Origin of the sequence: Methylobacter luteus IMV-B-3098 (genome assembly GCF_000427625.1) — a bacterium.
GTDB classification, from domain to species: Bacteria; Pseudomonadota; Gammaproteobacteria; order Methylococcales; family Methylomonadaceae; genus Methylobacter; species Methylobacter luteus.
This window is the reverse complement of sequence record NZ_KE386569.1, coordinates 3,367,230-3,390,945: the sequence shown is the minus strand read 5'-3', so window position 1 is coordinate 3,390,945 and position 23,716 is coordinate 3,367,230. Positions and strand designations below refer to the sequence as shown.

Annotated in this window: 28 protein-coding genes and 1 pseudogene; 19 read left to right on the top strand and 10 right to left on the bottom strand. The window is 53.9% G+C overall.

The window, feature by feature from the left end; genetic code table 11:
• The first annotated feature begins 466 nt into the window (after positions 1-466).
• The 12 genes from nifE to METLU_RS0117930 all read left to right on the top strand — a co-directional run bounded on the left by nifE (position 467) and on the right by METLU_RS0117930 (position 9,052).
• Positions 467-1,861, top strand: coding sequence for a nitrogenase iron-molybdenum cofactor biosynthesis protein NifE (gene nifE / locus METLU_RS0117990; RefSeq protein ID WP_027159440.1), 1,395 nt, complete (start codon positions 467-469; stop codon positions 1,859-1,861).
• Positions 1,858-3,249, top strand: coding sequence for a nitrogenase iron-molybdenum cofactor biosynthesis protein NifN (gene nifN, locus METLU_RS0117985; RefSeq protein WP_027159439.1), 1,392 nt, complete (start codon positions 1,858-1,860; stop codon positions 3,247-3,249). Before nifE ends, nifN begins: the two co-directional genes overlap by 4 nt.
• Before the next feature lie 44 nt (positions 3,250-3,293).
• Positions 3,294-3,725, top strand: a complete 432-nt coding sequence (gene nifX / locus METLU_RS0117980; protein WP_081679246.1) for a nitrogen fixation protein NifX — start codon at positions 3,294-3,296, stop codon at positions 3,723-3,725.
• Between the two features lie 38 nt (positions 3,726-3,763).
• Positions 3,764-4,237, top strand: coding sequence for a NifX-associated nitrogen fixation protein (locus tag METLU_RS0117975; protein ID WP_027159437.1), 474 nt, complete (start codon positions 3,764-3,766; stop codon positions 4,235-4,237).
• Positions 4,238-4,248: 11 nt separating this feature from the next.
• Positions 4,249-4,464, top strand: coding sequence for a CCE_0567 family metalloprotein (locus METLU_RS0117970; RefSeq protein WP_027159436.1), 216 nt, complete (start codon positions 4,249-4,251; stop codon positions 4,462-4,464).
• Positions 4,465-4,478: 14 nt separating this feature from the next.
• The gene (gene fdxB / locus METLU_RS0117965) at positions 4,479-4,784 is read left to right on the top strand and encodes a ferredoxin III, nif-specific (RefSeq protein ID WP_027159435.1); all 306 of its coding nucleotides are present in this window, start codon (positions 4,479-4,481) and stop codon (positions 4,782-4,784) included.
• A 361-nt stretch (positions 4,785-5,145) separates the two neighbouring features.
• Positions 5,146-5,469 carry a (2Fe-2S) ferredoxin domain-containing protein gene (locus tag METLU_RS0117955; RefSeq protein ID WP_027159434.1) on the top strand — a complete coding sequence of 108 codons (324 nt, stop codon included), beginning with the start codon at positions 5,146-5,148 and terminating at the stop codon, positions 5,467-5,469.
• Positions 5,470-5,471: 2 nt separating this feature from the next.
• Entirely contained in the window at positions 5,472-5,957 is a 486-nt protein-coding gene (locus tag METLU_RS0117950) for a hypothetical protein (RefSeq protein WP_027159433.1), read from the top strand.
• 3 nt (positions 5,958-5,960) lie between these two features.
• On the top strand, positions 5,961-6,332 hold the full coding sequence (locus tag METLU_RS0117945; protein ID WP_027159432.1) for a hypothetical protein: 372 nt from the start codon (positions 5,961-5,963) through the stop codon (positions 6,330-6,332).
• Positions 6,251-7,300 (top strand): DUF364 domain-containing protein, encoded by a 1,050-nt coding sequence (locus METLU_RS0117940; RefSeq protein WP_331271279.1) that lies wholly within the window; start codon positions 6,251-6,253, stop codon positions 7,298-7,300. Before METLU_RS0117945 ends, METLU_RS0117940 begins: the two co-directional genes overlap by 82 nt.
• A 7-nt stretch (positions 7,301-7,307) precedes the next feature.
• Positions 7,308-7,745 carry a hypothetical protein gene (locus tag METLU_RS0117935; RefSeq protein WP_027159430.1) on the top strand — a complete coding sequence of 146 codons (438 nt, stop codon included), beginning with the start codon at positions 7,308-7,310 and terminating at the stop codon, positions 7,743-7,745.
• A 2-nt stretch (positions 7,746-7,747) separates the two neighbouring features.
• Positions 7,748-9,052 carry a (Fe-S)-binding protein gene (locus METLU_RS0117930; RefSeq protein WP_027159429.1) on the top strand — a complete coding sequence of 435 codons (1,305 nt, stop codon included), beginning with the start codon at positions 7,748-7,750 and terminating at the stop codon, positions 9,050-9,052.
• 182 nt (positions 9,053-9,234) lie between these two features.
• Here the strand turns inward: METLU_RS0117930 and METLU_RS0117925 are convergent, their stop codons facing one another.
• Positions 9,235-9,489 carry a hypothetical protein gene (locus METLU_RS0117925; protein ID WP_231383644.1) on the bottom strand — a complete coding sequence of 85 codons (255 nt, stop codon included), beginning with the start codon at positions 9,487-9,489 and terminating at the stop codon, positions 9,235-9,237.
• A 557-nt stretch (positions 9,490-10,046) separates the two neighbouring features.
• Between METLU_RS0117925 and METLU_RS0117920 the strand changes: the two genes are divergently transcribed.
• Entirely contained in the window at positions 10,047-10,217 is a 171-nt protein-coding gene (locus tag METLU_RS0117920) for a rubredoxin (protein ID WP_027159427.1), read from the top strand.
• Between the two features lie 325 nt (positions 10,218-10,542).
• Entirely contained in the window at positions 10,543-10,809 is a 267-nt protein-coding gene (locus tag METLU_RS0117915; protein WP_027159426.1) for a hypothetical protein, read from the top strand.
• 48 nt (positions 10,810-10,857) lie between these two features.
• On the opposite strand, the gene METLU_RS0117910 is transcribed toward METLU_RS0117915, so the two are convergent.
• The 3 genes from METLU_RS0117910 to METLU_RS25770 form a co-directional block, all read right to left on the bottom strand.
• Positions 10,858-11,298 (bottom strand): GNAT family N-acetyltransferase, encoded by a 441-nt coding sequence (locus METLU_RS0117910; protein WP_027159425.1) that lies wholly within the window; start codon positions 11,296-11,298, stop codon positions 10,858-10,860.
• Between the two features lie 44 nt (positions 11,299-11,342).
• On the bottom strand, positions 11,343-11,912 hold the full coding sequence (locus METLU_RS0117905; protein WP_231383643.1) for a protein-methionine-sulfoxide reductase heme-binding subunit MsrQ: 570 nt from the start codon (positions 11,910-11,912) through the stop codon (positions 11,343-11,345).
• Positions 11,913-12,034: 122 nt separating this feature from the next.
• The gene (locus METLU_RS25770) at positions 12,035-12,850 is read right to left on the bottom strand and encodes a sterol desaturase family protein (RefSeq protein ID WP_051299974.1); all 816 of its coding nucleotides are present in this window, start codon (positions 12,848-12,850) and stop codon (positions 12,035-12,037) included.
• A 356-nt stretch (positions 12,851-13,206) separates the two neighbouring features.
• Here METLU_RS25770 and METLU_RS0117895 point away from each other — a divergent pair, with 356 nt between their 5' ends.
• The 4 genes from METLU_RS0117895 (at position 13,207) to METLU_RS0117875 (ending at position 15,727) form a co-directional block, all read left to right on the top strand.
• Entirely contained in the window at positions 13,207-13,782 is a 576-nt protein-coding gene (locus METLU_RS0117895) for a hypothetical protein (RefSeq protein WP_027159423.1), read from the top strand.
• A 455-nt stretch (positions 13,783-14,237) separates the two neighbouring features.
• Complete coding sequence (locus METLU_RS0117885; RefSeq protein WP_027159422.1) at positions 14,238-14,558, top strand: rhodanese-like domain-containing protein; 321 nt, start codon at positions 14,238-14,240, stop codon at positions 14,556-14,558.
• Positions 14,548-15,018 (top strand): ankyrin repeat domain-containing protein, encoded by a 471-nt coding sequence (locus METLU_RS0117880; RefSeq protein ID WP_027159421.1) that lies wholly within the window; start codon positions 14,548-14,550, stop codon positions 15,016-15,018. The genes METLU_RS0117885 and METLU_RS0117880 overlap by 11 nt, the downstream gene beginning before the upstream one ends.
• Before the next feature lies 1 nt (position 15,019).
• A complete protein-coding gene (locus METLU_RS0117875) occupies positions 15,020-15,727 on the top strand; it encodes a dinitrogenase iron-molybdenum cofactor biosynthesis protein (protein WP_027159420.1) in 708 nt (235 codons plus the stop codon).
• Positions 15,728-15,845: 118 nt separating this feature from the next.
• Here the strand turns inward: METLU_RS0117875 and METLU_RS0117870 are convergent.
• The 4 genes and pseudogenes from METLU_RS0117870 to METLU_RS0117845 all read right to left on the bottom strand — a co-directional run bounded on the left by METLU_RS0117870 (position 15,846) and on the right by METLU_RS0117845 (position 20,078).
• Positions 15,846-17,410, bottom strand: a pseudogene (locus tag METLU_RS0117870) (IS3 family transposase).
• Positions 17,411-17,707: 297 nt separating this feature from the next.
• Positions 17,708-18,259, bottom strand: coding sequence for a hypothetical protein (locus METLU_RS0117855; protein WP_027159417.1), 552 nt, complete (start codon positions 18,257-18,259; stop codon positions 17,708-17,710).
• Positions 18,260-18,410: 151 nt separating this feature from the next.
• Positions 18,411-19,106: a TVP38/TMEM64 family protein gene (locus METLU_RS0117850; RefSeq protein ID WP_231383642.1), complete on the bottom strand. Its 696-nt coding sequence runs from the start codon at positions 19,104-19,106 to the stop codon at positions 18,411-18,413.
• A 21-nt stretch (positions 19,107-19,127) separates the two neighbouring features.
• Positions 19,128-20,078 (bottom strand): LOG family protein, encoded by a 951-nt coding sequence (locus METLU_RS0117845; RefSeq protein WP_027159415.1) that lies wholly within the window; start codon positions 20,076-20,078, stop codon positions 19,128-19,130.
• 483 nt (positions 20,079-20,561) lie between these two features.
• On the opposite strand from METLU_RS0117845, the gene METLU_RS0117840 reads away from it, so the two are divergent.
• Positions 20,562-20,996 (top strand): GlcG/HbpS family heme-binding protein, encoded by a 435-nt coding sequence (locus METLU_RS0117840; RefSeq protein ID WP_027159414.1) that lies wholly within the window; start codon positions 20,562-20,564, stop codon positions 20,994-20,996.
• Between the two features lie 225 nt (positions 20,997-21,221).
• Here METLU_RS0117840 and METLU_RS0117830 read toward each other — a convergent pair whose 3' ends face one another.
• Positions 21,222-22,490: a hypothetical protein gene (locus METLU_RS0117830; protein WP_027159413.1), complete on the bottom strand. Its 1,269-nt coding sequence runs from the start codon at positions 22,488-22,490 to the stop codon at positions 21,222-21,224.
• 115 nt (positions 22,491-22,605) lie between these two features.
• Positions 22,606-23,619 (bottom strand): Gfo/Idh/MocA family protein, encoded by a 1,014-nt coding sequence (locus METLU_RS0117825; protein ID WP_027159412.1) that lies wholly within the window; start codon positions 23,617-23,619, stop codon positions 22,606-22,608.
• Positions 23,620-23,716: the final 97 nt, after the last annotated feature.

The following is a 23,716-nucleotide window of genomic DNA, read 5'->3' as shown; positions in this document are numbered from 1 at the left end:
TATCAACCCAGCCTACCATGCTATTCATGGGAATAAGCATCATGTAGGCTGGGTTGGAGCTTTGCGGAAACCCAGCTTGGGCGGCTCCGAAATGCTGGGTTTACCAACCCAGCCTACCATGCTATAAATGTTTTCCAATCCATTTTTACGTTTAACAAATAATTATGTAGAGCCAAATATTCTATACTCTATCTCAAAATCAGCCTTAAAAAATAACTAGATGATCGCGCTACTTGTAAGGGCATTTTAATTTTGATCATCAGCACGCATGCTCAAGTTGAAACTTTAGCCTAAACCCTAATATAAATTACTTCGAATAGCCGAATATTCCCTCTCCTACACCAATCCCCCAACTTTGTAGCATTTCCTACAATCCCCTCCCAACCAACCCCAACAAAATCAACATTCCCCAACCTGGCACAATCATTGCTCTACCCTAAGTAAAACAAAACTACCGGTCAGAGCCATGAAATCAACCAAAGACATTGCTGAATTACTGGACGAGCCCTCCTGCGAGCATAACAAGAAGGAGAAATCCGGTTGCGCCAAGCCCAAGCCCGGCGCTTCGGCGGGCGGGTGCGCGTTTGACGGGGCGCAGATTGCGCTGTTGCCGATTGCCGATGTCGCGCATATCGTGCACGGGCCTATCGCCTGCGCCGGCAGCTCCTGGGATAACCGCGGCACGCGCTCTTCCGGGGCGAGCCTGTACCGCATCGGCATGACCACGGATCTGACCGAGCAGGATATCGTCATGGGGCGCGCCGAAAAGCGGCTGTTCCATGCTATCAAGCAGGCCGTCGAAACCTACCAGCCGCCGGCCGTGTTCATTTACAACACCTGCGTGCCGGCGCTGATCGGCGATGATATCGGCGCGGTGTGCCGGTCGGCCGAAGAGCGCTGGGGCGTGCCGGTCGTGCCTATCGACAGCGCCGGCTTTTACGGCACCAAGAACCTCGGCAACCGCATCGCCGGCGACGCCATGTTCAAGTATGTGATCGGCACGCGCGATCCCGACCCGCTGCCGTTGTCGGTCCAGCGCGCCGATATCAAAATACACGATGTGAATCTGGTCGGCGAATACAACATCGCCGGCGAGTTCTGGCATGTGCTGCCGCTGTTCGATGAGCTGGGCCTGCGCATTCTATGCACGCTGTCCGGCGATGCGCGTTTTCGCGAGGTGCAGACCATGCACAAGGCTGAGGTCAACATGATGGTGTGCTCGAAGGCCATGCTCAACGTCGCGCGCAAACTGAATGAAAAGTACGGCACGCCCTGGTTTGAAGGCAGTTTTTACGGCATTACCGACACCAGCCAGGCCCTGCGCGATTTCGCCAAAGCTATCAATGATCCCGATCTGACCGAACGCACGGAACAACTCATCGAACGCGAGGAAACGCGCATCCGCGCCGAGCTGGCACCGTGGAAGGAACGCCTGAAAGGCAAGCGCGTGCTGCTGTTTACCGGCGGCGTCAAAAGCTGGTCGGTGATTTCGGCGCTGCAGGATCTGGGCATGGTGGTCGTCGCGACCGGCACGAAGAAATCGACCGAGGAGGACAAGGCGCGGATTCGCGAATTGATGGGCGAGGACACGCTGATGATCGAGGACGGCAGCCCGAGGGAACTGATCCGCATCGTGCACGATTACAAGGCCGACATCCTGATCGCCGGCGGCCGCAACATGTACACGGCGCTGAAGGCGAAAATCCCGTTCCTGGACATCAACCAGGAGCGCGAATTCGGCTACGAAGGCTATCAGGGCATGCTGGAACTGGTGCGCCAACTGGCGCTGACCATGGAAAGCCCCGTCTGGCAATCCGTTAGGGCGCCGGCGCCCTGGAAAAAGACGAAGGTGGCGGCATGACCGAGATTCTGAAACGCAACAAGGCGCTGTCGGTCAGCCCGCTGAAAGCCAGCCAGCCCGTCGGCGGCTCGCTGGCGACGCTGGGCTTCAACCGCGCCATGCCGATGCTGCACGGCTCGCAAGGCTGCACGGCGTTCGCCAAGGTGTTCTTCGTGCGTCATTTCCGCGAGCCGATTCCGCTGCAAAGCACGGCCATGGACCAGAGCAGCTCGGTGCTGGGCGCGGACGAGAATGTGGTGGTCGGCATCAAGACCATCGCCGAAAAATCCCGCCCTGCCCTGATCACGATTCTGACCACGGGCCTGGCTGAAACGCAGGGCGCCGACGTGCATCGCAATGTCCGCGAATTCAGAGCCGCCAATCCCGAATTCGACGATGTGGCCGTGGTCGCGGTCAATACGCCCGATTTTACCGGCAGCGTCGAAACCGGCTATGCGGCCACGCTGACCGAAATCATCCGCGCGCTGGTGCCCGATGCCAAGGAGGCCGGCACGCTGCCGGGCTGGCGCCGGCGCCAGGTGAACGTGCTGGTCAGCTACATGCTGACGCCGGGCGATCTGGAAGCGCTGCGCGACATTTTCGAGCAGTTTCAACTGCGGCCGGTGTTCGTGCCGGACCTGTCCGACTCGCTGGACGGCTGCCTGACCGATGACGATTTCAGCCCGGTCACGATCGGCGGCACGCCGCTGTCGGAAATGGCCACATTAGGCCACGCGAAGGCGACGGTCGTGATCGGCGCCTCATTGCAGAAAGCGGCCGACCTGCTGGAAGAAAAGACCGGCGTGCCGACTTACCGGTTCGACCATCTCTACGGCCTACACGCCAATGATGCCCTGATCTCGGCACTGTCCGAGATCAGCGGCCTGGACGTGCCGGAACGCATCGAGCGCCAGCGCTCGCAGTTGCAGGACACCATGCTCGATACGCATTTCATGCTCGGCCAGCTGCGTATCGCCATCGCGGCCGATGCGGACCTGCTGCATGCGCTGGTCGCCCAGGTGCAGGAGATGGGCGCCGAGGTCGTGGCCGCGGTCACGTCCTGCAATACGCCGCTGCTGTCGCGCATACCGGTCGCCAGCATCAAGATCGGCGATCTGGAAGACATGGAGCTGATTGCCAAAGCCAATAACGCGCAACTGGTGATCGGCAACTCGCACGCCGTCGACAGCGCCGAGCGGCTCGGCACGCCGATTCTGAGGTCCGGCTTTCCGCTCTACGACATCATCGGCGGCTACCAGAAGACCTGGATAGGCTACAAGGGCTCGCGGCAGACGCTGTTTGATCTGGCCAATCTGGTCATCAATCACGCGCACGAGGAAATCCCCGTTTACCGCTCGGTTTACGCGCAAAAACCGGCCACCGAAGCCAGCGCGCCGTCATGTCATTAAGCAGAAGACTGCACGTCGTGCAAAGTAAAGATGAGAGCAAATTTATGGATACCGCATTGAAAATAGCTTTTGCCACCACCGATATGGAATACGTCAACCAGCATTTCGGCTCCGCCAGGTCGTTTGCGGTTTACGCCGTCGACATGGAGAACTCCGAACTCATGGAAGCGGCGCAATTTGGCGAACTGGCGCAGGACGGCAACGAAGACAAGCTGTCCGTGAAAATTCAACTGCTGGACGGCTGTGCGGCAGTTTATTGCCAGGCCATCGGCGCCTCGGCCGTCAACCAGTTGATCGGCAACGGTATACAGCCGGTCAAGGTGCATGAAGGCAGCAAAATCAAGGACCTGATCGCCGATCTGCAGAATGAATTAAAGGCAGGCCCTTCAAGCTGGCTGGCGAAAGCGATCAACAAACACAAAGCCCCCGACCCCAGCCGTTTCGACCAGATGGAAAACGAAGGCTGGGATGAATAAAAATTTTCTCCATCCACTTTAAATTAACGGAGTACACCATGACCACTGCTGAACTGGTCGTCCGAGAGGACGACGTAAACCTGGATTCCGAGCTTGTTCAGGATCTGATCAAACAACTGCGCGCCATCGACACGTTCGACACCTACGACGGCTGGTCGCCCGCGAAGATTATCGATCCCATCGTCCTGACCAAGGAGCGCAAGCGCGAAATTCCCGTTATCGGCGATCCGGACGGCATTACCATCGCGCGCATCAAGGCTTATTACAACTCGCTGGCATCGCTGATCGAGAAAAGATGCGGCCTCATGGCCGTGCCCGTAGTCAACCTGAGCCATGAAGGCTTCGGCCGGGCGTTCGTCATAGTCGGCAAGCTGATCGTGGTCGATAAAATCCTGCGCGACGTGCATCGCTGGGGCTTTCCGAGCCTGGAGACGATGTGCGAGCAAAGCGACAAGACTATCGAGAATGCGCTGAACCTGATCGAAAAATACTACACAGCCGCGACTGACTAGGAGGTGTGACCGTGAGTCCCGAAGAACTGAGAAAACTGGAAAAAGAGGTCAAGAAGACCAAACGATTGGCCAGCGAACAGGCCATGGAACTGCACGATCTGATCGAAGACCGCCTGCCGGAAGCCTATCAGGAGCTGATGGGCATAGCCCAGGCCACGTTTGATGCTTGCAAGGCCTGGGATGAGGCCAATCAGAAACTTAACGCCGCGCAATCCGACGCGGCCTGACCGGGAGCCTTAGTATGTCTGAATTTGTAACCGGCGTAACCTTCGGCGGCGCGGAATGGACGCCGTCTTATGTCAACGACATCAACCAGTCGACCTGCATCGGCTGCGGCCGCTGCTTCAAAGTCTGCCCGCGCGATGTGTTCGACCTGGTGGAAAAATCCGACGCGCTCGCTGACTTCGACGGCTATGGCGACGAGGACGATGACGACGAAAACATGGTCATGAGCATTAAAAATGCCAACGACTGCATCGGCTGCGAGGCCTGCTCGAAAGTCTGTCCGAAAAGCTGCTTTACGCACGCGCATAAGAAAGCGGCGTGATGCGAATGTAATGCACGTATGTGTACCTTACAAAGTCTTTAACCATGGTAGGCTGGGTTGATAAACCCAGCATGGGTGGCTCCGAAATGCTGGGTTTATCAACCCAGCCTACTGCACTTTTAACAGAACAGGCCCGCAGGGGCGCGGCAGAGATGCTGCGCGTTGCCAAAAGGACAGGAGCTGTAGGTGCGAATTCATTCGCACTGAAGAAATATTAGTGCGAATACCCCTTTGGGGCACAAGTGAATTCGCACCTACATTTGAAACCCGATTCAAACAACCGTCGCGCCAGCGACAATTAATTGTGAATTTAGCGTATTTGCTGGGTTTATCAACCCAGCCTACATTTAAGGAACCCACCATGCCCAGACCAGAAAAACACGTATTCGTCTGCACCCAAAACCGCCCCCAGGGCCATCCTCGCGGTTCCTGCGCGAGCAGCGGCTGCGCGGAAGTCATGAACGAATTCATGAACGAGATACAAAACCGCAACCTGTTCGAGAAGATCGCGCTGACCAACACCGGCTGCATGGGCCCCTGCATGATGGGGCCGAGCGTGCTGGTTTACCCGGAAGGCGTGATGTACGGCAGAGTCAAACCGACCGATGTCAAGACCATCATCGATCAGCATCTGCTGGGCGGTGAGCCTGTCGCCGACCTGATAGCGCCGGCCGAGGTCTGGTAGCCATGGACGTGGGAGAACGCATCACCTTCAGTCCGAATATGCCGTCCGAGGTCAATCAACTGCTGCAAGCGGCGGTAATAGCAAGTTCGGTCGACCAAGCGCGTGCCGAAACATTGTTTATACAGGCGCAGACCATGGACAGCCATTGCCTGCAAACCTATTTCGCCCTGTACAAGTTCTACTTCTATCAAAAGCGCCTGACTGATGCTGAACGTATTGTCCTATCGGGGCTGGAGGAATCGGCCCGACAGGGCGGCTTTCCCAGCGATTATCGCCGACTGGCCAGAGAGCCGAGAAAATGGGATCTGTACGCGAACGAGATTACGCTGTTTTATCTGTATACGCTGAAGGCGCTGGCGTTCATCAAATTGCGGCAGGGCCATCTGGTCGAAGGCCAGTTCATCTTGTCGCAGTTGCAACAACTGGACCCGCAGGATCTGTCCGGTGGCTCGGTGATCATGGACCTGGCCGCCGGACTGGAGGCGTAAACGATGGAACTGGCTGAACATATCCAAACAAAGCGCGAGCTGGGCGCCTCGATATGCACCCGGATCGGCGATGAAATCGACCGGCTCGGTTTCGAATCTGGCAGCGTCGAGCACTACCCCCTGTTCGACAAAGCCCGTTTCGAGCTGGTCAAGGACCCGTACACGGGCGAGCATAATCTGGCCGGCTATTGGCACGACCAGCGCCAGCAGCGTATCGGCAGCCTGCAATTCAACAGCGACGGCACGTTTTACGCCGAATACGATGTGGTCAAGCCACATCCGACCAGACCTAAATGGTTCGTCGAAGGCATCACCGCCTGGGGCAGCGCGGACAGGATCACGGCCGAAGCCAAATTGCTGCCGATGCCGGAATAAACACTATGACCCGGCCGAACCGCATTTATGAACTGTTGCTGGATTATGCCGCCAATAATGCGCGCGTCGCCGAATTGACCATCGGCCTGGTGTGGACGGTCTGCAAGGCGCAACCGGATGGCGGCACCGCGCTGGGTATGGCCATGAGCCCTGGCCTGCCGACCCGGACCCTGCCCTGGCCCGGCACGCTGACGGGTAAAACGCTGGGCGAGCTGGCCGGCTGGATCACCGACTGGGAACCCTACACAGCCACCGTCGGCATGGCCGCGATCAATTGCAGCCTGAATGCGCGCGAGCTGCCGGCGGGCCTGACCCTGCAACCGGCTCCGGGCCTCGGCAATCTGGCCGTCTTCGAACATTTCCTGCCGCAGCTGCGCGGCAGGAAAGTCGTTGTGATCGGCCGCTATCCGGGCATCGAGCGCTATGCCGAAGAGATCGACCTGCACATTATCGAGCGGCAGCCCATAGCCGGCGATTATCCCGACCCGGCCTGCGAATTCCTGCTGCCGGATGCCGACTGGGTATTTCTGACGGCCAGCTCGCTGATCAACAAGACCTTTCCGCGCCTGGCCGAACTGTCCCGCGATGCCGTTACGGTGTTGATGGGGCCGACCGTGCCTTGGCTGCCGGAATTCCACGACTTCGGCATTGACTATCTGGCCGGCATCGAAGTGACCGATGCAACCAGCCTTTACCGGACGGCGGCCGAAGGCGGCGGCGTGCGCATTTTCGAGAACGGCGCCCGCTACCGGATCGTGGAGCTGAACCCTGACAACAGCATGGCCTGGCTGAAGTCCCAGATCGCCCAGTGCTATGCCGAAAAACAGCAACTGACCCAGGCGATGGAGGCATGGTACGGCGCCGGCAACCCCGGCCGCTGTCCCGAATTCACCCGGCTCGATCAGATCACGGCCCGTCTGTCGCGCATGGACAGCAGTTACAAGAACCTCTGGGACGCTCACCATTAGCAGCCATATGACCGAAGCTTTCGAAAACAACCGCGTTATCCTCTATTACAACGGCGCCATCAGCGCCCTGACCCTGTTCGTGCAACACGCCAATGGCAGCGTCTGCTCGCCTTCGCCGTTGCCGCTGCTGTCTTCGGCGCTGGAATCGGAAGAAACGGTGCATGACGTGGTCAGCACACACCCGGCCTCCGTCGTGCAGGCTGCGGGAACGGCCCTGGATCTGCCGATCCACCTGCTGAAAGCCGAGTCGGGCTACCGCGAACGGATCGAAACGCCGGGCGGCATCATTACCGTTTACCTGGCCCGCTTCGACTTGCTGGACCCGCCGCACCAACTGATGGAAAGCAAAGACTGCCGGTTCAGAACCCTGACCCAGCTAAGAGGCCAGCCGCCGGCCGAAATGGAATTGCTGCGCCGCGCCTACGCCTACATCATGGAGTCGTGAGCATGTTGGAATTTTTCGAAGACAGCTTCGGCGCTGACGTGGCTTATGAACAGAACGGCCTGTACATTCCGGAAGTCTCGGACTGCATGCGCTGCGGTCTGTGCGTCAGCCACTGCCCGACCTTCAGGATCAACCGCATCGATGAGGAAACGCCGCGCCGCCGCATCCGCACGATTGACAAGATTCTCAACCAGTCCGTAATGCCTTCCAAAGAAGAACTGGAACATCTGGACAACTGCCTTCAGTGCCGGGCCTGCGAGACCGTCTGCCCCAGCAAGATGGCTTACGGACAACTGCTCGATCAGAGCCGGCAAAAACTCGCCGAAATGCCCAAGCCCGCGCGCCTGGCGGGTTTCATGGAAAAACTGTCGCTGGCGCTGATCGAGCACAAGCCCCGGCTGCGCTTCTTAAGCCGGCTGCTCGGCTTTTATCAGCGCTCGGGCCTGCAAAACCTGTTGCGCAAATCCGGGCTGTTATCCGTTTTAAAACTGGAATCCTATGAGGACTTGCTGCCGCCCGCCATCGACGCTGCGCCGCTGGAGCCGTTCTATCTAACGACTGCCGACAGGCGCGGCAGCGTGGCGCTGTTTACCGGCTGCATCGCCGAAAGTTTCGACAGGGCCACGGCGACGGCCGCCATACGCGTGCTGAACCGGATCGGATTCGACGTGATCATTCCCGGCCAGCAAGGCTGCTGCGGCGCCATACATCAGCATCGGGGACAAGCCGAAACGGCGGCCCGACTGGCCTACCGCAATGTCGGCGTGTTCAATTCGCTGGATGTCGATGCCGTCGTCTACACGGCCAGCGCCTGCGGCCTGATGCTAAACGAATACGGGCAACTGGCCATCGCCGATTTCGATGACGAAGAACTCGGCTTTTTCGGGGACCGGCTGTTCGATGTCACCCATTTCATCAACCTGCACTGGCCCGACAAGATGCCGCTCCAGGCCTATCCCAAAACCATCGCCGTGCACGAACCGTGCAGCCAGCGCAACACGCTGAAAAACCAGCAAGCCGTTTACGAACTGCTAGCGCGCATCCCGGCCATCAACCTGATTCCGCTGGCCGACAACGCCGTCTGCTGCGGCGCCGGCGGCGTGCACAGATTGACCCATCCGCACATAGCGGATCCTCTCGGCGCCGAAAAAATCGAGCAGTTGCACATCAGCGGCGCGGATTTGCTGATCACCTCCAACATCGGCTGCGCGCTGCATCTGGCGGGCGGTGCCGGCAAACTGGCGCCGCCGGTGACGGTCATGCATCCTGTGGGATTGATCGCGCGATTGATTCAGGAAATGGGTTAAGAATATAAAAAGGGTGCGCAATGCGTACCTTTCAGCAGACCACTTGCAAAATTAATCTCAACTACACAGGACATCGACTGTCTCAAACCGGTCCTTCGGATGTATATTTTATGTGAAGCGGCGTCGGATATTATCCGCACTCGATTTCTGAATTTTTACCAGGCCGGCAACACGGATTGCCGTTAAGCGCTCTTCTTATTACGCCAGGAAGAGGAGCCCTTTTTGGCACAGTTCAGAGCCTCATCGAGCGTATCAAAGACGCCCCAACATCTGAGCCATCCTCCGATTAAGCAATGCACTGACAATACATGTTCAGTGCGAAGAATAAAAGGCACTACCGGAGTAGAACCGCGCAGCAAAAGCGGATTGATTAAATAGCCGTCGATAAAATCTTCCGCCAAATACTCAGTACCATCCTCAAGTTTAAACTTAGCCATAATCATGACGCCTCCCTAATCCTGTTTTATTTTGTTTTTCAAAGAGTAGCTTCACTAACTTAAGTTTACTTTAAATCGGCGGCCTGCTCGTTCATCCGCACGATTAACAACAAGGATTAATCGCTGCAATCGTGCTGCTGAATTTCCTTTTTGTAAAACTGATCACTGGGGAAATGTACTGCACCCTCTCTACCCGACCGATTGACACCAGCAAGCAGCCAAACTATAAAGGGAAGATTGTTTGCACTGCTCAGGTCCCAGTTTATTGGTGAGCCGATCTCAAGTAACTGATGTTGCGCAGTTGCAGGGTCAATTTCACTTGTCCCTAGAGGGTGTTCGAGCCGGGACAGCGAATGTCGGGGTGCCGGCATTGACAGGCCGTGCGAATGAATTCGCACCTACACGCGTATTCACTGTAGCCTGGAGGCTAAACCCGGCACCGGCGCCGCAAACGGGATTAAAAAAGGCCCTAGCGCAACATCGGGTAAGTAAACCAGGGTTGCTGATTATTAACATTGAACGCTATAAAAGTAATGATTTTGATAAGGTGAGCCAAGATGACCGAATACCGTAAATACCACTGCATGGAATGTGAGCATATCTACGATGAAGCAAAAGGAGATCCCGATTGCGGCATTGCGCCTGGCACGCGCTGGGAAGACATCCCGGATGATTGGGCTTGTCCAATTTGTGGTGCGCCGAAAAGTTTTTTCAAACTGCTGGCATAGATCTTTTTGGGTGCTACACGCTGCCGCAAGTCGATGAGCTCTTCATTTTAATAGCAGAGCCAATCATTTTGTAACAGTCTGGTTGTTGGCTGAGGCCGGCCTTTCAGGGAATTGAATTTTTGATTCTCCGAATGTCTTACAGTGGGCGAGCGCTTCAAATCGTCCTCAAGGAGACATTCAGAGCAGCATGAAACCATCGCGTTGGCGATCAATGCTTTTTTGCCTGCTGTTCAGTGCCAGTCCGTCAGGGCCGCTCACTGCAGTCACCAGTTAGACGTCTGTTTTGCTGGCTTTTTAATTTTATCCATTAAGGTTTAAAAATTATATGAATACGGATCAGTTAACCATTCGCGTGGAATGTTATGCCGGTTACCGGGGAGAGGAAACGCCTCGACGTTTTTTTATGGGTGATAAATCCGTTGAAATTGAAGAAGTAATCGACCGCTGGTTAGCGCCCGAATACCGTTATTTTAAAGTGCGCGGAAGCGAAGACGATATTTACATACTGCGGCATGATGAATTGGCGGATCGTTGGGAGCTGACACTGTTCCAAAGCGGGAAGTATGACGGCGGCGCATTGTCCTCGACTTGAACAGGCAAGCACTAGCCGATGGCGGATATTCACTCTGCCTGCATAAAGCTAGCACTTTCTCAGGCAAATTAATTGCGTTTGCCGCCAGGCCTGTTTTTCATAAAACTTCAAGGCCGGCGGATTGTTTTTGTCCGCCAGCAATTGCAATCGCTTGAGACCCTGCCGCTCCGCCCAGTCAACGGCCGCAGCCAGCAGTTTTTCGCCGATGCCCTGGCAGCGGAACTCCGCCGTAACGATCAGATCCTCGAGCAGGCCCACCGGACCGCCTTCAGCCGTGGAAATCAACGTTTGCAGGCTGCACATGCCCACTATCCGTTTGCCTGATTCGGCGACAAAAACTCGACCCATGCCGCTGTCCAGCAACTGTTTGAGTCCGCTAACCTGCTTGTCCCGGTCAAAAACAAAATCGGCTTCGATGGCAAACAGCTCTTTCAGAAGCTCCGCCAACTGCGCAACATCGGGAGACTCGGCGTTTCGTATAGTAATCATGGGTGCAGTAGATAGGAATATCGAGTTATATGGCTGCGAGACTTTCAAGCCTCAAATTCGCCATCGTGCTGTAAATGCGGGCGTTTGAGCAAAGCAATCTGCTTGCGCTTGTTAAGTATGATGCGAGAAACCTGGAGGCAAACCAGAAAAGCGCCATAGGTCAATGGAACGGATATATCGACTTTTTCGCTGAAAACGAAATGCGCAATGCTCAGCAAAGCGGCGGTATGCACGAAATTGTGCAACTTCGCCCAGCGCTTGCCCAACAGGCGCATCATTTTATTGGTCGATGTCACGGCCAGGGGAATCAATATCAGATAGACCACCAGACCTATCTGAACGGCGGGACTTATAGCTATCGCTTCAACGATATAAGCCCCATTGAGATAGTGGTCAAAGACCAGGAATACCAGTAGATGAACACTGGCATAGAAGAAAACGAACAAGCCCAGCATGCGCCGGTATTTCATGACCGGCAAGTTCTTGAACAGTAGCCTGACAGGGCTGATCGCCAAGGTAATCATTAAGAATCGCAAAGCCCACAAACCGCTCCGGTCCAGTAATTCCTCTACCGGATTCGCCCCGAGATTGTCGGTAATAACATCGACCACCATTAGTAGAAACGGCGTCAACGCACATATAAATAATAAATATTTAAATGTAAAAAATGGACATAATTTTCTGATCATTAATACTGCATCTGTCAATTGGCCTTGCCAATTATTCATCATATTCCCTAATTGTTAAAGTGCAAAAACTGGTTGACCGCACTATAGGTCCTCCTGGTCGTACGAAAAAAGTCACTAATTCCATCCACGGCATTTATAAAGCCCATCCTCAGCAATTGCACACAACTGGCGTGGTCTATATACGCCAGGCCGATTCCTTCGGGAAGGGCTTCCAGATGCGTGGCAAAAATCCTGTCCCAGAAAGAGAAAACAATGCCAAAGTTTCTGTCACGCTGACTAAACGCCCTGGAATGGTGCAGCCTGTGCAAATGCGGCACGATAAAGATTTTCCCGATGCGCTGTTCGTAGGGAAAAGTGATATTGGTATGCTGGAGAATGACGAATACCGTCATAATGCCTTCAAAGTACAGGACGGACGTCGCACTCAGCCCCATGATGATAAAAAACAGCGCCTTGACCGCAACAGCCAGTATCAGGGCCAGCGTATGGAAGCGCACGGCGGTCGTGACGTTAACGCAGGCATCGCTATGATGGATCTGATGAAATCCCCAGAGGAACTTGAAGACATGCTCGGAGCGATGCCATAAATAAAGCGTCAGATCCATCAGCACAAAAGCCAGCAGGTATTTGACCGGTCCCTCCGCCATGCTGCTCAGCAGCCCGTGGCCAGAGAATTTATCGACTAATAAATAGATCGATTCGACGGAAAATATCGCCAGGGCTATTTCATTGAACAGGAACAGCTTGAAGTTGGTCCTGTAGGACTCCAGGACTTTAGCGGGAGGGTCTTTCAGAAAGGGCATGTTCCGTTCCACTTTGATAAGAATCGCGAACAAAATCAGTGTCAGGAATAGTAACCACATGGTCGTATCTCCTTTTCACAGCTTATCTTAAAAATACAACAAACTCAGACTGTCAGATATCTAACAGTCCGCGATACCTTCAGTCGGCATTTTTGTAGCAAAACCGACATTATCTTGTCCGCATTACTTCAAAAAACCGCTTCTGTTGCGTCTTTGAGCGGTTTTCTCGCTAATTTGTTCAACTCATTTTTCAATGCAAAATCCGCGTATCACGCATAAATTCTGGCTTTGCAGTCTTTCAGCCTGTGTTTTTCACACGGTCCGATATTATTGGCAAGCATTTTGCTTTCTCTTTGATAAAAGGGGCAACCCAAACAAAGTCACTATCTATCTCAAAAGTTCAGGAGAAATAAACAATGCTACTCGACACTTATCAAGCGAAAGGATTACTGACGGTCACGCTGGTGAACGGTCAGACCAGTGATTCCGGCGTATACGCTTACCGTGGCGACTTGGTTTTAAAGGAAGGCAAATTGCGCGAAGGCACTACAAACGCAAACGACCGCAACCCGCCCGAATCATTATTGATTCATTCCGCCCTAGTGATTGAAAACGACAAAATCAAATTCATCAGCGGCCTGCTGCCGGAACTGAACTTGCTGCCCGTGCTGGTCGAAAAATATAAAGACGATCTGGCGGAAGACTGTGTTGCCCTGATTTATATCGAAAATATCGGCAAAGGCATGCAAGTGGTGCTGGAAGGCGTGACTTATAAACTCATCCCTTACAAACAGGGCCTGGTCTGGAATGAATTGCTTGAAGAACTGTATATAGAAAAAAACGATTTAAAAGGCCAGTCCGCCGAGGACAAGGTTGCGACGGCTTACAGGGAGGCAAAAGCCTATAAGCCGAATACCGAGATCGTCTCTTTCGAAGAAGCCGAGAAAAATACCATCGTCGTGAACAAGGAAGCGGCGGTCGGAGCGGTCTAGCGAGTTCGCTGCCCCGCACAGAACGGAATACGCACCAAAATGGATAGCTTAAAAGCCGGTTTTGGTGCAAAAAGAGTCTTGATAATTAACCGAAACTTTAACAAGTTATTGAAGAAACTGGAATTTTTAGTTTGGCACTATTAGTGCTGCTGTTTGTAAGTGTACCTCTCTCATCACCTTCTCATTTGCCCATGAAGCTAGAGCTCGGCGTCTTATCTTTATGATAAGGCGCTTTTTTTTGCTTAAAAGATAACCATCGCATCCGCCCGCCATTTTCAATGTAAAAACTGGCAAACGTTTTGCTTAATATATCAACAGGACCGGCTGACACCGGCTAACCGTTTGAAATCAGTGAATAAGATTTTTCATGGACGCGACAACACCGTCCAATTGTCAGCTTTACTACAAACAGCCGTATCTTTATGAGGAGTGACTGTCTCAGTCATTATAAGACGATGAAATATAAAAAAATCTCTGTTGCCGATTCTGAAAAACTGATCAAGGAATCCCATCCGTTGATTCTGGATTGCCGCGGACTGCAAGACTACAAGGCCGGCCATCTGGAGGATGCGCTGCATGTGCACGAGGGCCTGAAGGAATCGCTGGTCAAACGCGGCGACAAACAGCGCAGTCTGTTGATTTACTGCTATTACGGCCATGCCAGCGAGCATCTGGCCGAATTTTTCGCCGACTTTGGATTCAAGGATGTCTACAGCCTGCAGGGCGGCTATGCCAGTTGGCAGGAAAGCCGCAAGGGCGCCACCGATGCAGCCTGAAATCACGGACTGGCTGCAGAATCATTACTTTTCTGTCAGCCATCCCGTTGAACAAAACGATGCCGGCATGTATCCGTTGATTTTAGCCTGCCAGCAGGGCCGTAGCGACATGGTCGGATTCCTGATCGGGCGCGGCGCCGATTTAGACGTCATCGACCAATACGGCAATAATGCCTTGTGGGCCGCCTGTTATGCGCAGGACATCGCCTGTATCGACAGGTTGCTCGATGCAGGCATCGACATCGATTTTCAAAACGCCGCATCGGGCGCCACCGCCCTGATCTTTGCCGCTTCCAGCGGCCGGGAGCAAGTTGTCGCACGATTGCTGGCGGCCGGCGCGAATCCCGATTTGAAAACCCATGATGATTTCACTGCACTGGATCTGGCATCGACCAGAGAAATACTGAAATTATTACGCACACCTTCTCATCCCCAACGCACACAATTATCAGGAGCTTAATATGGAACCTTTACCACGTGAACTGGCCTTGCGCATCGCTCTGGCAACGCGTGTCCTACCCGGCATCAGCGTACCGAGATTGCTGGACATTCTGCATGAGCGCGCAGGCTCGCCTCTGAGTGATGAAAAATTGAAATCAATCACCGTCACCAACCTCAAAACCGGCATCGGCAGCCTCGATGGCGAGGAAGACGGCGAGGACATCGGCATCGGCCTGGAGAACATCAAGCTGGCGGTGCGCTACCTGTGGGGCGAAGGGACCGAAGATGAAAACCTGCCGGTAATCCAGCCCTATAAGGACGGCGATATGCCCGAATCGATCCGGGTTGCCATTGGTTCAAACAGCGGCGCGCTGCTCAACGGGCATTTCGGTTCCTGCATCCATTTCCTGGTTTACCAACTGTCGCGCACCGACTGCAAACTGATCGATATTCGCTCAACCGTCGAAGCCGACGGCGCCGACGACAAAAACCTGTTTCGCGCCAATCTGATCAAGGATTGCCATGTCCTGTTCGTGCAGTCCATAGGTGGCCCAGCGGCCGCCAAAGTCATTCGTGCCGATATCTATCCGATCAAAGTGCCCGATGTCGTCGAGGCGGCCGACAAACTGAAGGAATTCCAGCAAGTATTTGATGCCCCGCCCCCCTGGATGGCCAAAGCGCTGGGCCGCTCTGCCGAAGAGCGGGTGCGGTTTAGTCATGCGGGATAGGGTTTGACAAGGCGCCGCTAACGCGATGGCTGTTTGGATAGAATGCCAAATGCAGGTGCGAATTCATTCGCACTCATGGTCGGTAATTGTCAAAATAACTGTCGCCTCAACAGTTAAATCAGGCCGCTTTTTTCAGCGCCTGCCGAATTATATTTTTGTCCTTCTGGTCAGGGTTCAAATAGACCTCAAGTACAGGCTCCCAATTTCGTGTTTTGCTCCGCCAGCGTTCCGGACGGCGCTTTTTGGCGGCTTGATAGGCCGCCTTTCGCTGTTTCAAAATCGCGAAGTCTTGTCCGCTATGCCGCTGATCTGGCGTGACAAACTGAATGGCGCTGTGCCGATGTTCATGGTTATACCAGTCCACAAAGCCAGCCACCCAGCGTCGGGCNTGATTCAAATCCGNAAAGGGGTGGACCGGATAGTCCGGCCGATATTTGAGGGTCTTGAACAAGGCTTCCGAATACGGATTATCATTGCTCACCGCCGGTCGCGAGAACGACGGCAGGATGCCCAAGGCCTGCAGGGTCGCCAGCATCGTGGCNCCCTTCATGGGGCCGCCGTTGTCAGAATGCANNGTCACCTGCTGACGGGGGANGCCTTCCCGNTGCACGATATCCCGCACAATGTCCGCCGCCCATTCGCTGCTTTCGCGTTCGTACACCTGCCAACCGACAATCTTGCGGCTGTAAACATCCATAAACAGATAAAGATACAGGAATACCCCTTTGACGGCCGTGGGCAGATAGGTAATATCCCAGCTGTACAGCTGATTGGGCGCCGTGGCCTTCAGGGCTTTCGGCTTGCGGCAGTCGGTGGCCGCCCGACTGGCCTGGCGATGCTGAAGTTGCTTCGCCTCGCGCAAGATCCGGTAGAAGGTCGATTCCGAAGCCAGATACTGACCCCGCTCGGCCAGAATCGGCACGATCTGGCTGGGCGCCAGCGCGGCAAATTCGGCCGAATTGGCTACCGACAACACGGACTGACGCTCCTGCTCACTGAGTTTGTTCGCGGGAATCAGCTGGCGGCCGCGACGACCGTCTTCCGCGACTTCACCCGATTGCTGCCAGCGCTGCAATGTGCGCAAGGTGATCCCCAATAAGTCGCAGGCTCGATGCCGACGGGCTCCGGCGGCGTGGGCTTCGTCTAGCCAAGACACAATTTGTTGGCGCTCTGACAGGGAAATCATGCGTCCTTTTCCTCCCAGAGCGCCTGATACTTTTTTTGCAGAACCAGTAAGGCCGCCGCTTCCGCCAAGGCTTTTTCCTTGCGCTTCAGCTCCCGCTGTAACGCTTGATGGCTCACTTGCAGTTCTCGCCAGTCAGCGCGACTGACGGCAGTCTCCGACGTGCCGGTTTCAAAGGCTTTACGCCAGGCGTGTAAATGATGCGGAAAAATCCCTTGTTCCCGGCACCAGGCATGCAATGTTTCCCCTGCCTTGCCCTGACTATCCAGGATCAGTTGAAAACGTTCGCTCTGATTCCAGTCTTGAGGTCGTTTTGTCATCAGGTCGGCTTGGCCCTCAACCACGTTTTTCGGTAATTTCATCCAGTTCTTCAACGTCCAGCTGTTTATGTTCAAGTCATCGGCAATCGCTTGAACGGTACGATCGCCCCGGTTATAAACTTTCTCCAACGCCTGTTGGCGAAAAGCTTTCGTATAATAAGTCTTCTTTTTCAATTTCATTACCTCTAATAGTCAATCAATGAAAATTAGAGGCGACAGTTATCCTGACACAGGGGGTGGTTCTTCAGTGCGAATGAATTCGCACCTATAGCGCTTCAGCGCGTAGGCTGGGTTGATAAACCCAGCATTCGAAGCCGCCCAAGCTGGGTTTCCGCAAAGCTTCAACCCAGCCTACATAAGCGCGTAGGCTGCGTTGATAAACCCAGCATTCGAAACCGCCCAAGCTGGGTTTTCGCAAAGCTTCAACCCAGCCTACATAAGCGCGGCAAACGGCAAAGGAGACCCTCTTGCACCCTTTCATTGAAGCGGGGTGTTCAAATTACTCTTATCGCCGATATACAAGACGGTCTGCCAATATTGATCCTTGAAATAACGAATTGAGACGACAGTCTTGGAGCCCTCTTTAATGAACCTGGTGTGTTCGCCACCGGAAGAGGTCGGATTTTTATGGCGAGTCCATTGCGGTCCCAAGCACCGTTCCAGGATGCCTTCAGCTCTATGAAAATCGGCTTTCGCCCCATTTATGCCGTCAGATTTCCATTCGCAAAAGTAATTGTCCAAACCATCGCTCCATTCCCAGACCTGACAGTCATCAGCTTCAGGAAACGATACCGTTGCATCCCAAATGATCATTCTTCTGGTGACTCGCTTATTTGTCTTATAATCGGCAAACTCACCAGGATGCGCGTCTATTATGCTGTGCAGCTGAGTGCAGACCTCTTCTTCCGACATAGCCTCGCGTTTAGGCTCCAAAGTGGAACATGAGGTTGAAAGAAACGCGCCCGCACAGGTCAAAATTAAAAGCACCGGTTGCATGAATCTGGATGGACTGGATAGCTTTAACTTCATTGTTGCCTCCTGAAATGATCGAAATTTTTACTCGGCCTGGACTTTATACCCGGCGATCTGGGAATAAGTTCGATCACGGAAGCAACTAGCACTGTTTTTTAAGCGATCCGCGTCACTTTGGGTGTTGGCTGGTTGAGATCATCCTGCCGCGCTACTCTCCCCGAGCGTTGTCAATACGCAAATCCTTAAGCGCTTTACCAGCCAGTTTCGATACATAGAACAATATCGCCAGCGTCAACACCAGTCCAGCCGCCAGTAATGGATACGAAACCGTCGTATGTGCCGGAGAGCCGCTGGCCCAACCAGCCATATGTTTGGTTGCGTAACCAATATAGACCAGCGTCAGATTGTAAATAAACATTCCGCTGGTTGCCGCCAGATAAGGCCAGAACCGGACCGGGGCAACAGCAAAGGCATAGCTGAGCATTGCAAACGGCAGCGGTGTCAGCCGCAACAAAAACATCAGTTTGAAGGCGCGCTTGGCCAGGGCAGTGTTCAGCGCGGCAAATTTTTTGTGTTTCGCAATGAAACCGGCTACTTTTTGGCTGAACAAATAACGGCCTAGTACAAAAATGAGCGCAGCCGCAAGATAAGTGGCAATAATGACGTAAAGCGCGCCGGCACTGATGGGAAATAGCAAACCCGCGGCAAAGCAAAGCGCATCGACCGATGCAAAAAAAGGCGTCAATGCCACGAATAAACCAACAAAACCCAGCGGCGCCCAGGGCCCCAGATTTTCCACCCAGCGTTCGAGATCAGGAAGATGCAATTCCAGTTCATGCCCAATCAGGATTAAAAGCCCGGCAATCGGCACTAAAGGCAATAATCTTCGGGTCAGTTTGTTCATTTCTCTCAACATAAAGTGTTTTCAAAACAACGGATTGCCGTTGATCTTATGCCAATCGAGAATACCCTGCCAAATGTCTTCGGCGGTCTCCGCGTACCAGAACAATGCCCGATCTTCAGGATCGACCACGCCTTCATCAATTAAAAAATCGATATTGAAAGCCTGATTCCAATACTTCTCGCAGACCAGAATTACCGGAACTTGCTGAATTTTGCGGGTTTGCATCAACGTCAGCGTTTCAAACAACTCATCAAATGTGCCATAACCGCCTGGAAATACGACTAATGCCTTGGCCCGCAATAAAAAATGCAATTTACGCATGGCAAAATAATGGAACTGAAAACAAAGATCGGGCGTGATATAAGGATTCGGAAATTGCTCGTAGGGCAGATTAATGTTCAGTCCGACCGTTTTGGCGCCGACGTCGTAAGAACCGCGATTGGCAGCCTCCATCATTCCCGGCCCTCCGCCGGTCATGATTACGCAACTGCAATCGGAAGGCCCTTCGCCGGATTCACCGACTAAACGGCCGAATTCGCGAGCGACATTATAAAAACCGCTTTTGGCATAGATGCGTTCGGCTATCGCCAATTTTCTTTTTAAATCCGGATCATCCGGCCTATTTTCTAATACAGCCTGTAAAGCTTCGACTTTTCGCTTTGCGCCGCCCGGCTCTTTGATACGGGTACCGCCGAATACGACAATAGTGTGTATGATTTTATTTTCCTGAAGCAGCCTTTCTGCTTTTAAAAAATCAACCTGTAACCTGAAAAAGCGCAGATCGTCCTGATAGAGAAAATCGAGATCCTGATCGGCTGGGCGATAACTGGGACTGGCGAGAATTTTTTTAAGCCGTTGCGGCGCTTCCGGATCCTCCTCGGCCGGTTTCGGTGTCTCCCAGGGCAAAGGCTCTGATCTTGGGAGGGTACTTGATTTTAAAGTAGGGGCATCGGATTTGACGTGATTAGCCATAGGGTTGATCTCTTCCGCTTTGTATTAACGTTAAACGCTCAAGCCATTCTCAGTTGAATATAGCCTGGAGACAATCAATTGAATCAGATGGACAAAGCCACCGCATTTGCCGGGTTTACGGCCAATAATGCTTTGATGCCGGTCATGATAGCGGCACAGCCCTGGATATCAATACAGTGCGAATACCCTATGGGGGCACAAGTGAATTCGCACCTACAATTTTCTGATTTATTCCATGCTCATTACTTAGTATCTTTTCTGACTATTTCATTCCAGATAAAACTCGCAGGACTTACGCAAAAATGTGGGGCGACTTCGCCTGAAGCTTTAATATTGCATTTATTACGAAGACGCGAACGACCGTAAGAATACAAGCCTGCGGATCAGCGAAAAGCTAAACCCTACTCCCACTAAGTATTTGCCCGTCTTGTCCTGATCGCTTTTACTTGCTACGTTTGCTTGAAAATTCCGGAGGGCCAAACCATGCACGTAACCTATGAGCAGGCGGAAATGGCAATAGCGGCGGCCATTGAAGAAGCCAACAAAATCAGCACGCAGATGTGTATAGCGATAGTGGACTCGGGCGCCGATCTGAAGGCGTTCGTGAGAATGAACAATGCCTGGGTCGGCAGCGTGGATATCGCTATCAAGAAGGCCAAGACGGCTTGTTTCTTCGGCATGAACACCGGGCAGATCGGCGAGCTGTCACAGCCGGGCGGCAAGCTTTATGGCATTGAGCATTCGAACAATGGCCTGATCACTTTTCCTGGCGGCATCCCTATCGTTGACCAGGATGGCGTTCTGATAGGGGCGATCGGCGTCAGCGGCAGCACGGTGGAAAACGACCATCAGGTCGCCAAAGCCGGGGTTGTCGTCATCGGTCTTACCGATCTTCCGGCGCACCCCTGGCGTACTTGAATTCAGCCTCTACAGTAAAACGGGTTGTGTTGTTTGCCGCATAAACATCAACTCAACGATGAAGAACACGAAGCCCTGTAGTATGCATTGCATACCATTTTGGCATTTGCGGATCACCATGATTCTAAAGATCACCATGGCTCTAAAAGGGTACGCAATGCGTGCCCTACGCCTGGATTCAGGATCAACAGGGTGGGCACAAAAGCCTGTGCCCACCCCATTCAACTAAGCTTGCAACTGTTGCAAGCGTTCCGCCATCCTGGCGCAGACAAGCGCTTCGTGATGACGCTTCAGCACGGAATCAGTCGGGCGATCCGGCAGTTCGGACTCAACCTCGTACTGAAGATGGGACAGAAAATGCCTTCTGAGCACCGAGTCTTCCGGTATCCTCATTTTATGCTCGGCAGCAGGAACGCGGACTACCTCGCGAACGACCGCCAGGGATGGCGGCGCTTTGGCTTCAGGCTGGTCGCTTGCAGGCGCCTTGACGGCGCGTTCTTGCGGCGCAGGCGCTTCTTCGCTGCCTGTCCCAGCCGGCTGCCAACCCAGCTCCATTTTTATCATGGTCTCATAATGGCGGCGTAAAGTGGAATCGGTAGGATAAGGATTGGTCAGCGCTTCGCGTTCGGATTGCAAATGCGTCAGATAATGCCGCCTGAGCACGGAATCCTCCGGCAGCCAGTCTTCGGCTGCTGCCTTGGACTCGGCCTGAATCTCATCATAAGTTGCTACCGAAGATGACTCGCGTTCCGATGCGATTTCATCTTGCAGGCTCGCAACGGCGGACTGGCCGCTTTCCAGATCTTCAAGTCTGCTTTCTTCTTGAGTCGGCACATTTTCTTCGTGTGCCTGAATCGATGGCCCGTCAATCTGGATTTTCACCATGGCGTCATAATGGCGGCGTAAAGTGGAATCGGTCGGATAGGGATTAGTCAGCGCTTCGCGTTCGGATTGCAAATGCGTCAGATAATGCCGCCTGAGCACGGAATCCTCCGGCAGCCAGTCTGCCGGCAGTTCCCCGCGAGCGGCTGCCGGGGCCGGCTCGGCCTTCGGGGGTTCGGCTGTTCTGGCTGTTTCCGTGACAGCCGCTGGAATCTCCTCGCGAACAACTGCCGGAGCCGGTTCCGCTTTCGGGGCTTCGGCGATTTTGACTGCTTCCGCGGCAGCCGCAGGAGTTTCTTCGTGAACAGCTACCGGCGCCGGTTCTGCTTTTTGCGCCTCGACGGCATGATGACGTCTGTCAACGACTCCAGGCTGGCGTTTTTCAACGAAAGGCTGAACACTCTCTGAAGTCTGGAAACTGCTTTCTGACCGCACAGGCTGCACATCCCTCTGATTCGCCGCGGCGGCAGGCGCGCTTTCGGATTTTTTCGGAATTGGCTTCACCGCCCTGTCTTTGGCCGCCTTTCGTTTGATCAAATATCGTTTGACGGTCCAAAATATAAGAATGATTGCCAGCGTAGCCAGTCCGATCAGTATATGTGACGTTTGCATGATGTCTCCCCTCTCTTAAATTTATTGATTAAACCCGCCATATTTCTTCCATTGGGGCTTGGTTGCCTCTTTGTAAACAAACAAAGTTTATTGTTTATTCTTCAGCCAGACTTTTTTAAGTCAATGTTACCCGTTGACCCTGAGCGGCGGACTGCAAGGCCGCAACGATGGTCTGGCAGTTGATCCTGGCATCGTCGAGCGATAGCAGCGGCGGCTTGCCGTTCAACACGCAATCGCTGAAATGCTCGATTTCCAGCCGGAAATGGTTGGCTGCCGGCAAGCGCTCCTCGCATTGCTGGCCGTCTTCGGTCCACCAGGAAATCACCGGCACATCGCCTGGCAATTGCCAGACCGTATGGCATTTGACGCCGCCTTTCGTCCCGATCACCTCGTATTCGGAGCGGCGCGCCCTTTCAAAGCTGAAATCGAAATGCGCGAACTTGCCATCGCCGAAATCCATGATGCCGCTGTTCGTCACATCGGCGCCGCTTTCGACATACTTGGCCATGGCCGTTACCGCCAGCGGTGCCTGGTCGAAAAACAGGCGCGCGGAATGGATGGCATAACAGCCAATATCCCACATGGCGCCGCCGCCGCGCTCGACGCTTTCAGCCAGCCGGTACATGCGCGCCGGCCGCATCATGAATGAGTAAGTGGCGCGCACCGACCGGATCTCGCCGATAAGGCCCGAGCGGACCAGTTCCAGAACCCGCGCATGCTGCGGATGAAAGCGGTACATGAAGCCTTCCATGACCGTGACGTGACGGCGATACGCCGCCGCTTTGATCGCCTCGATATCGGCTACTGTCAACGCCATCGGTTTCTCGCACAGCACATGCTTGCCCTGATCAATCGCCCGCAACGCCCATTCCGCATGCTCGTGATTCGCCATGGGCAGATAGACGGCCTGAACGTCGGGATCATCAAGCAATTCGTCCAGGTCGTCATACATATGAACACCCTGCAGCTGCGGCGCATACTTCGCCAATGTCTGCGCGGCCGCGCCGGGACGCCGGCTGGCTATCGCGACCAGTTCCGAATTCTGCGCCTCCACAATGGCGGGCAACAGTCGCTCATTGACGCGCGCCGCACCCAGAATGCCCCAACGTAATTTCGAATTGTTGCCCATAAGAGTCACCTTTGTTTACCAAATGTATATGCATTATATCCAGACAGGCTCAGTTCACAACTCCGGCGTTTCGAATGTGTGTCTGTGGGAGGGGTTT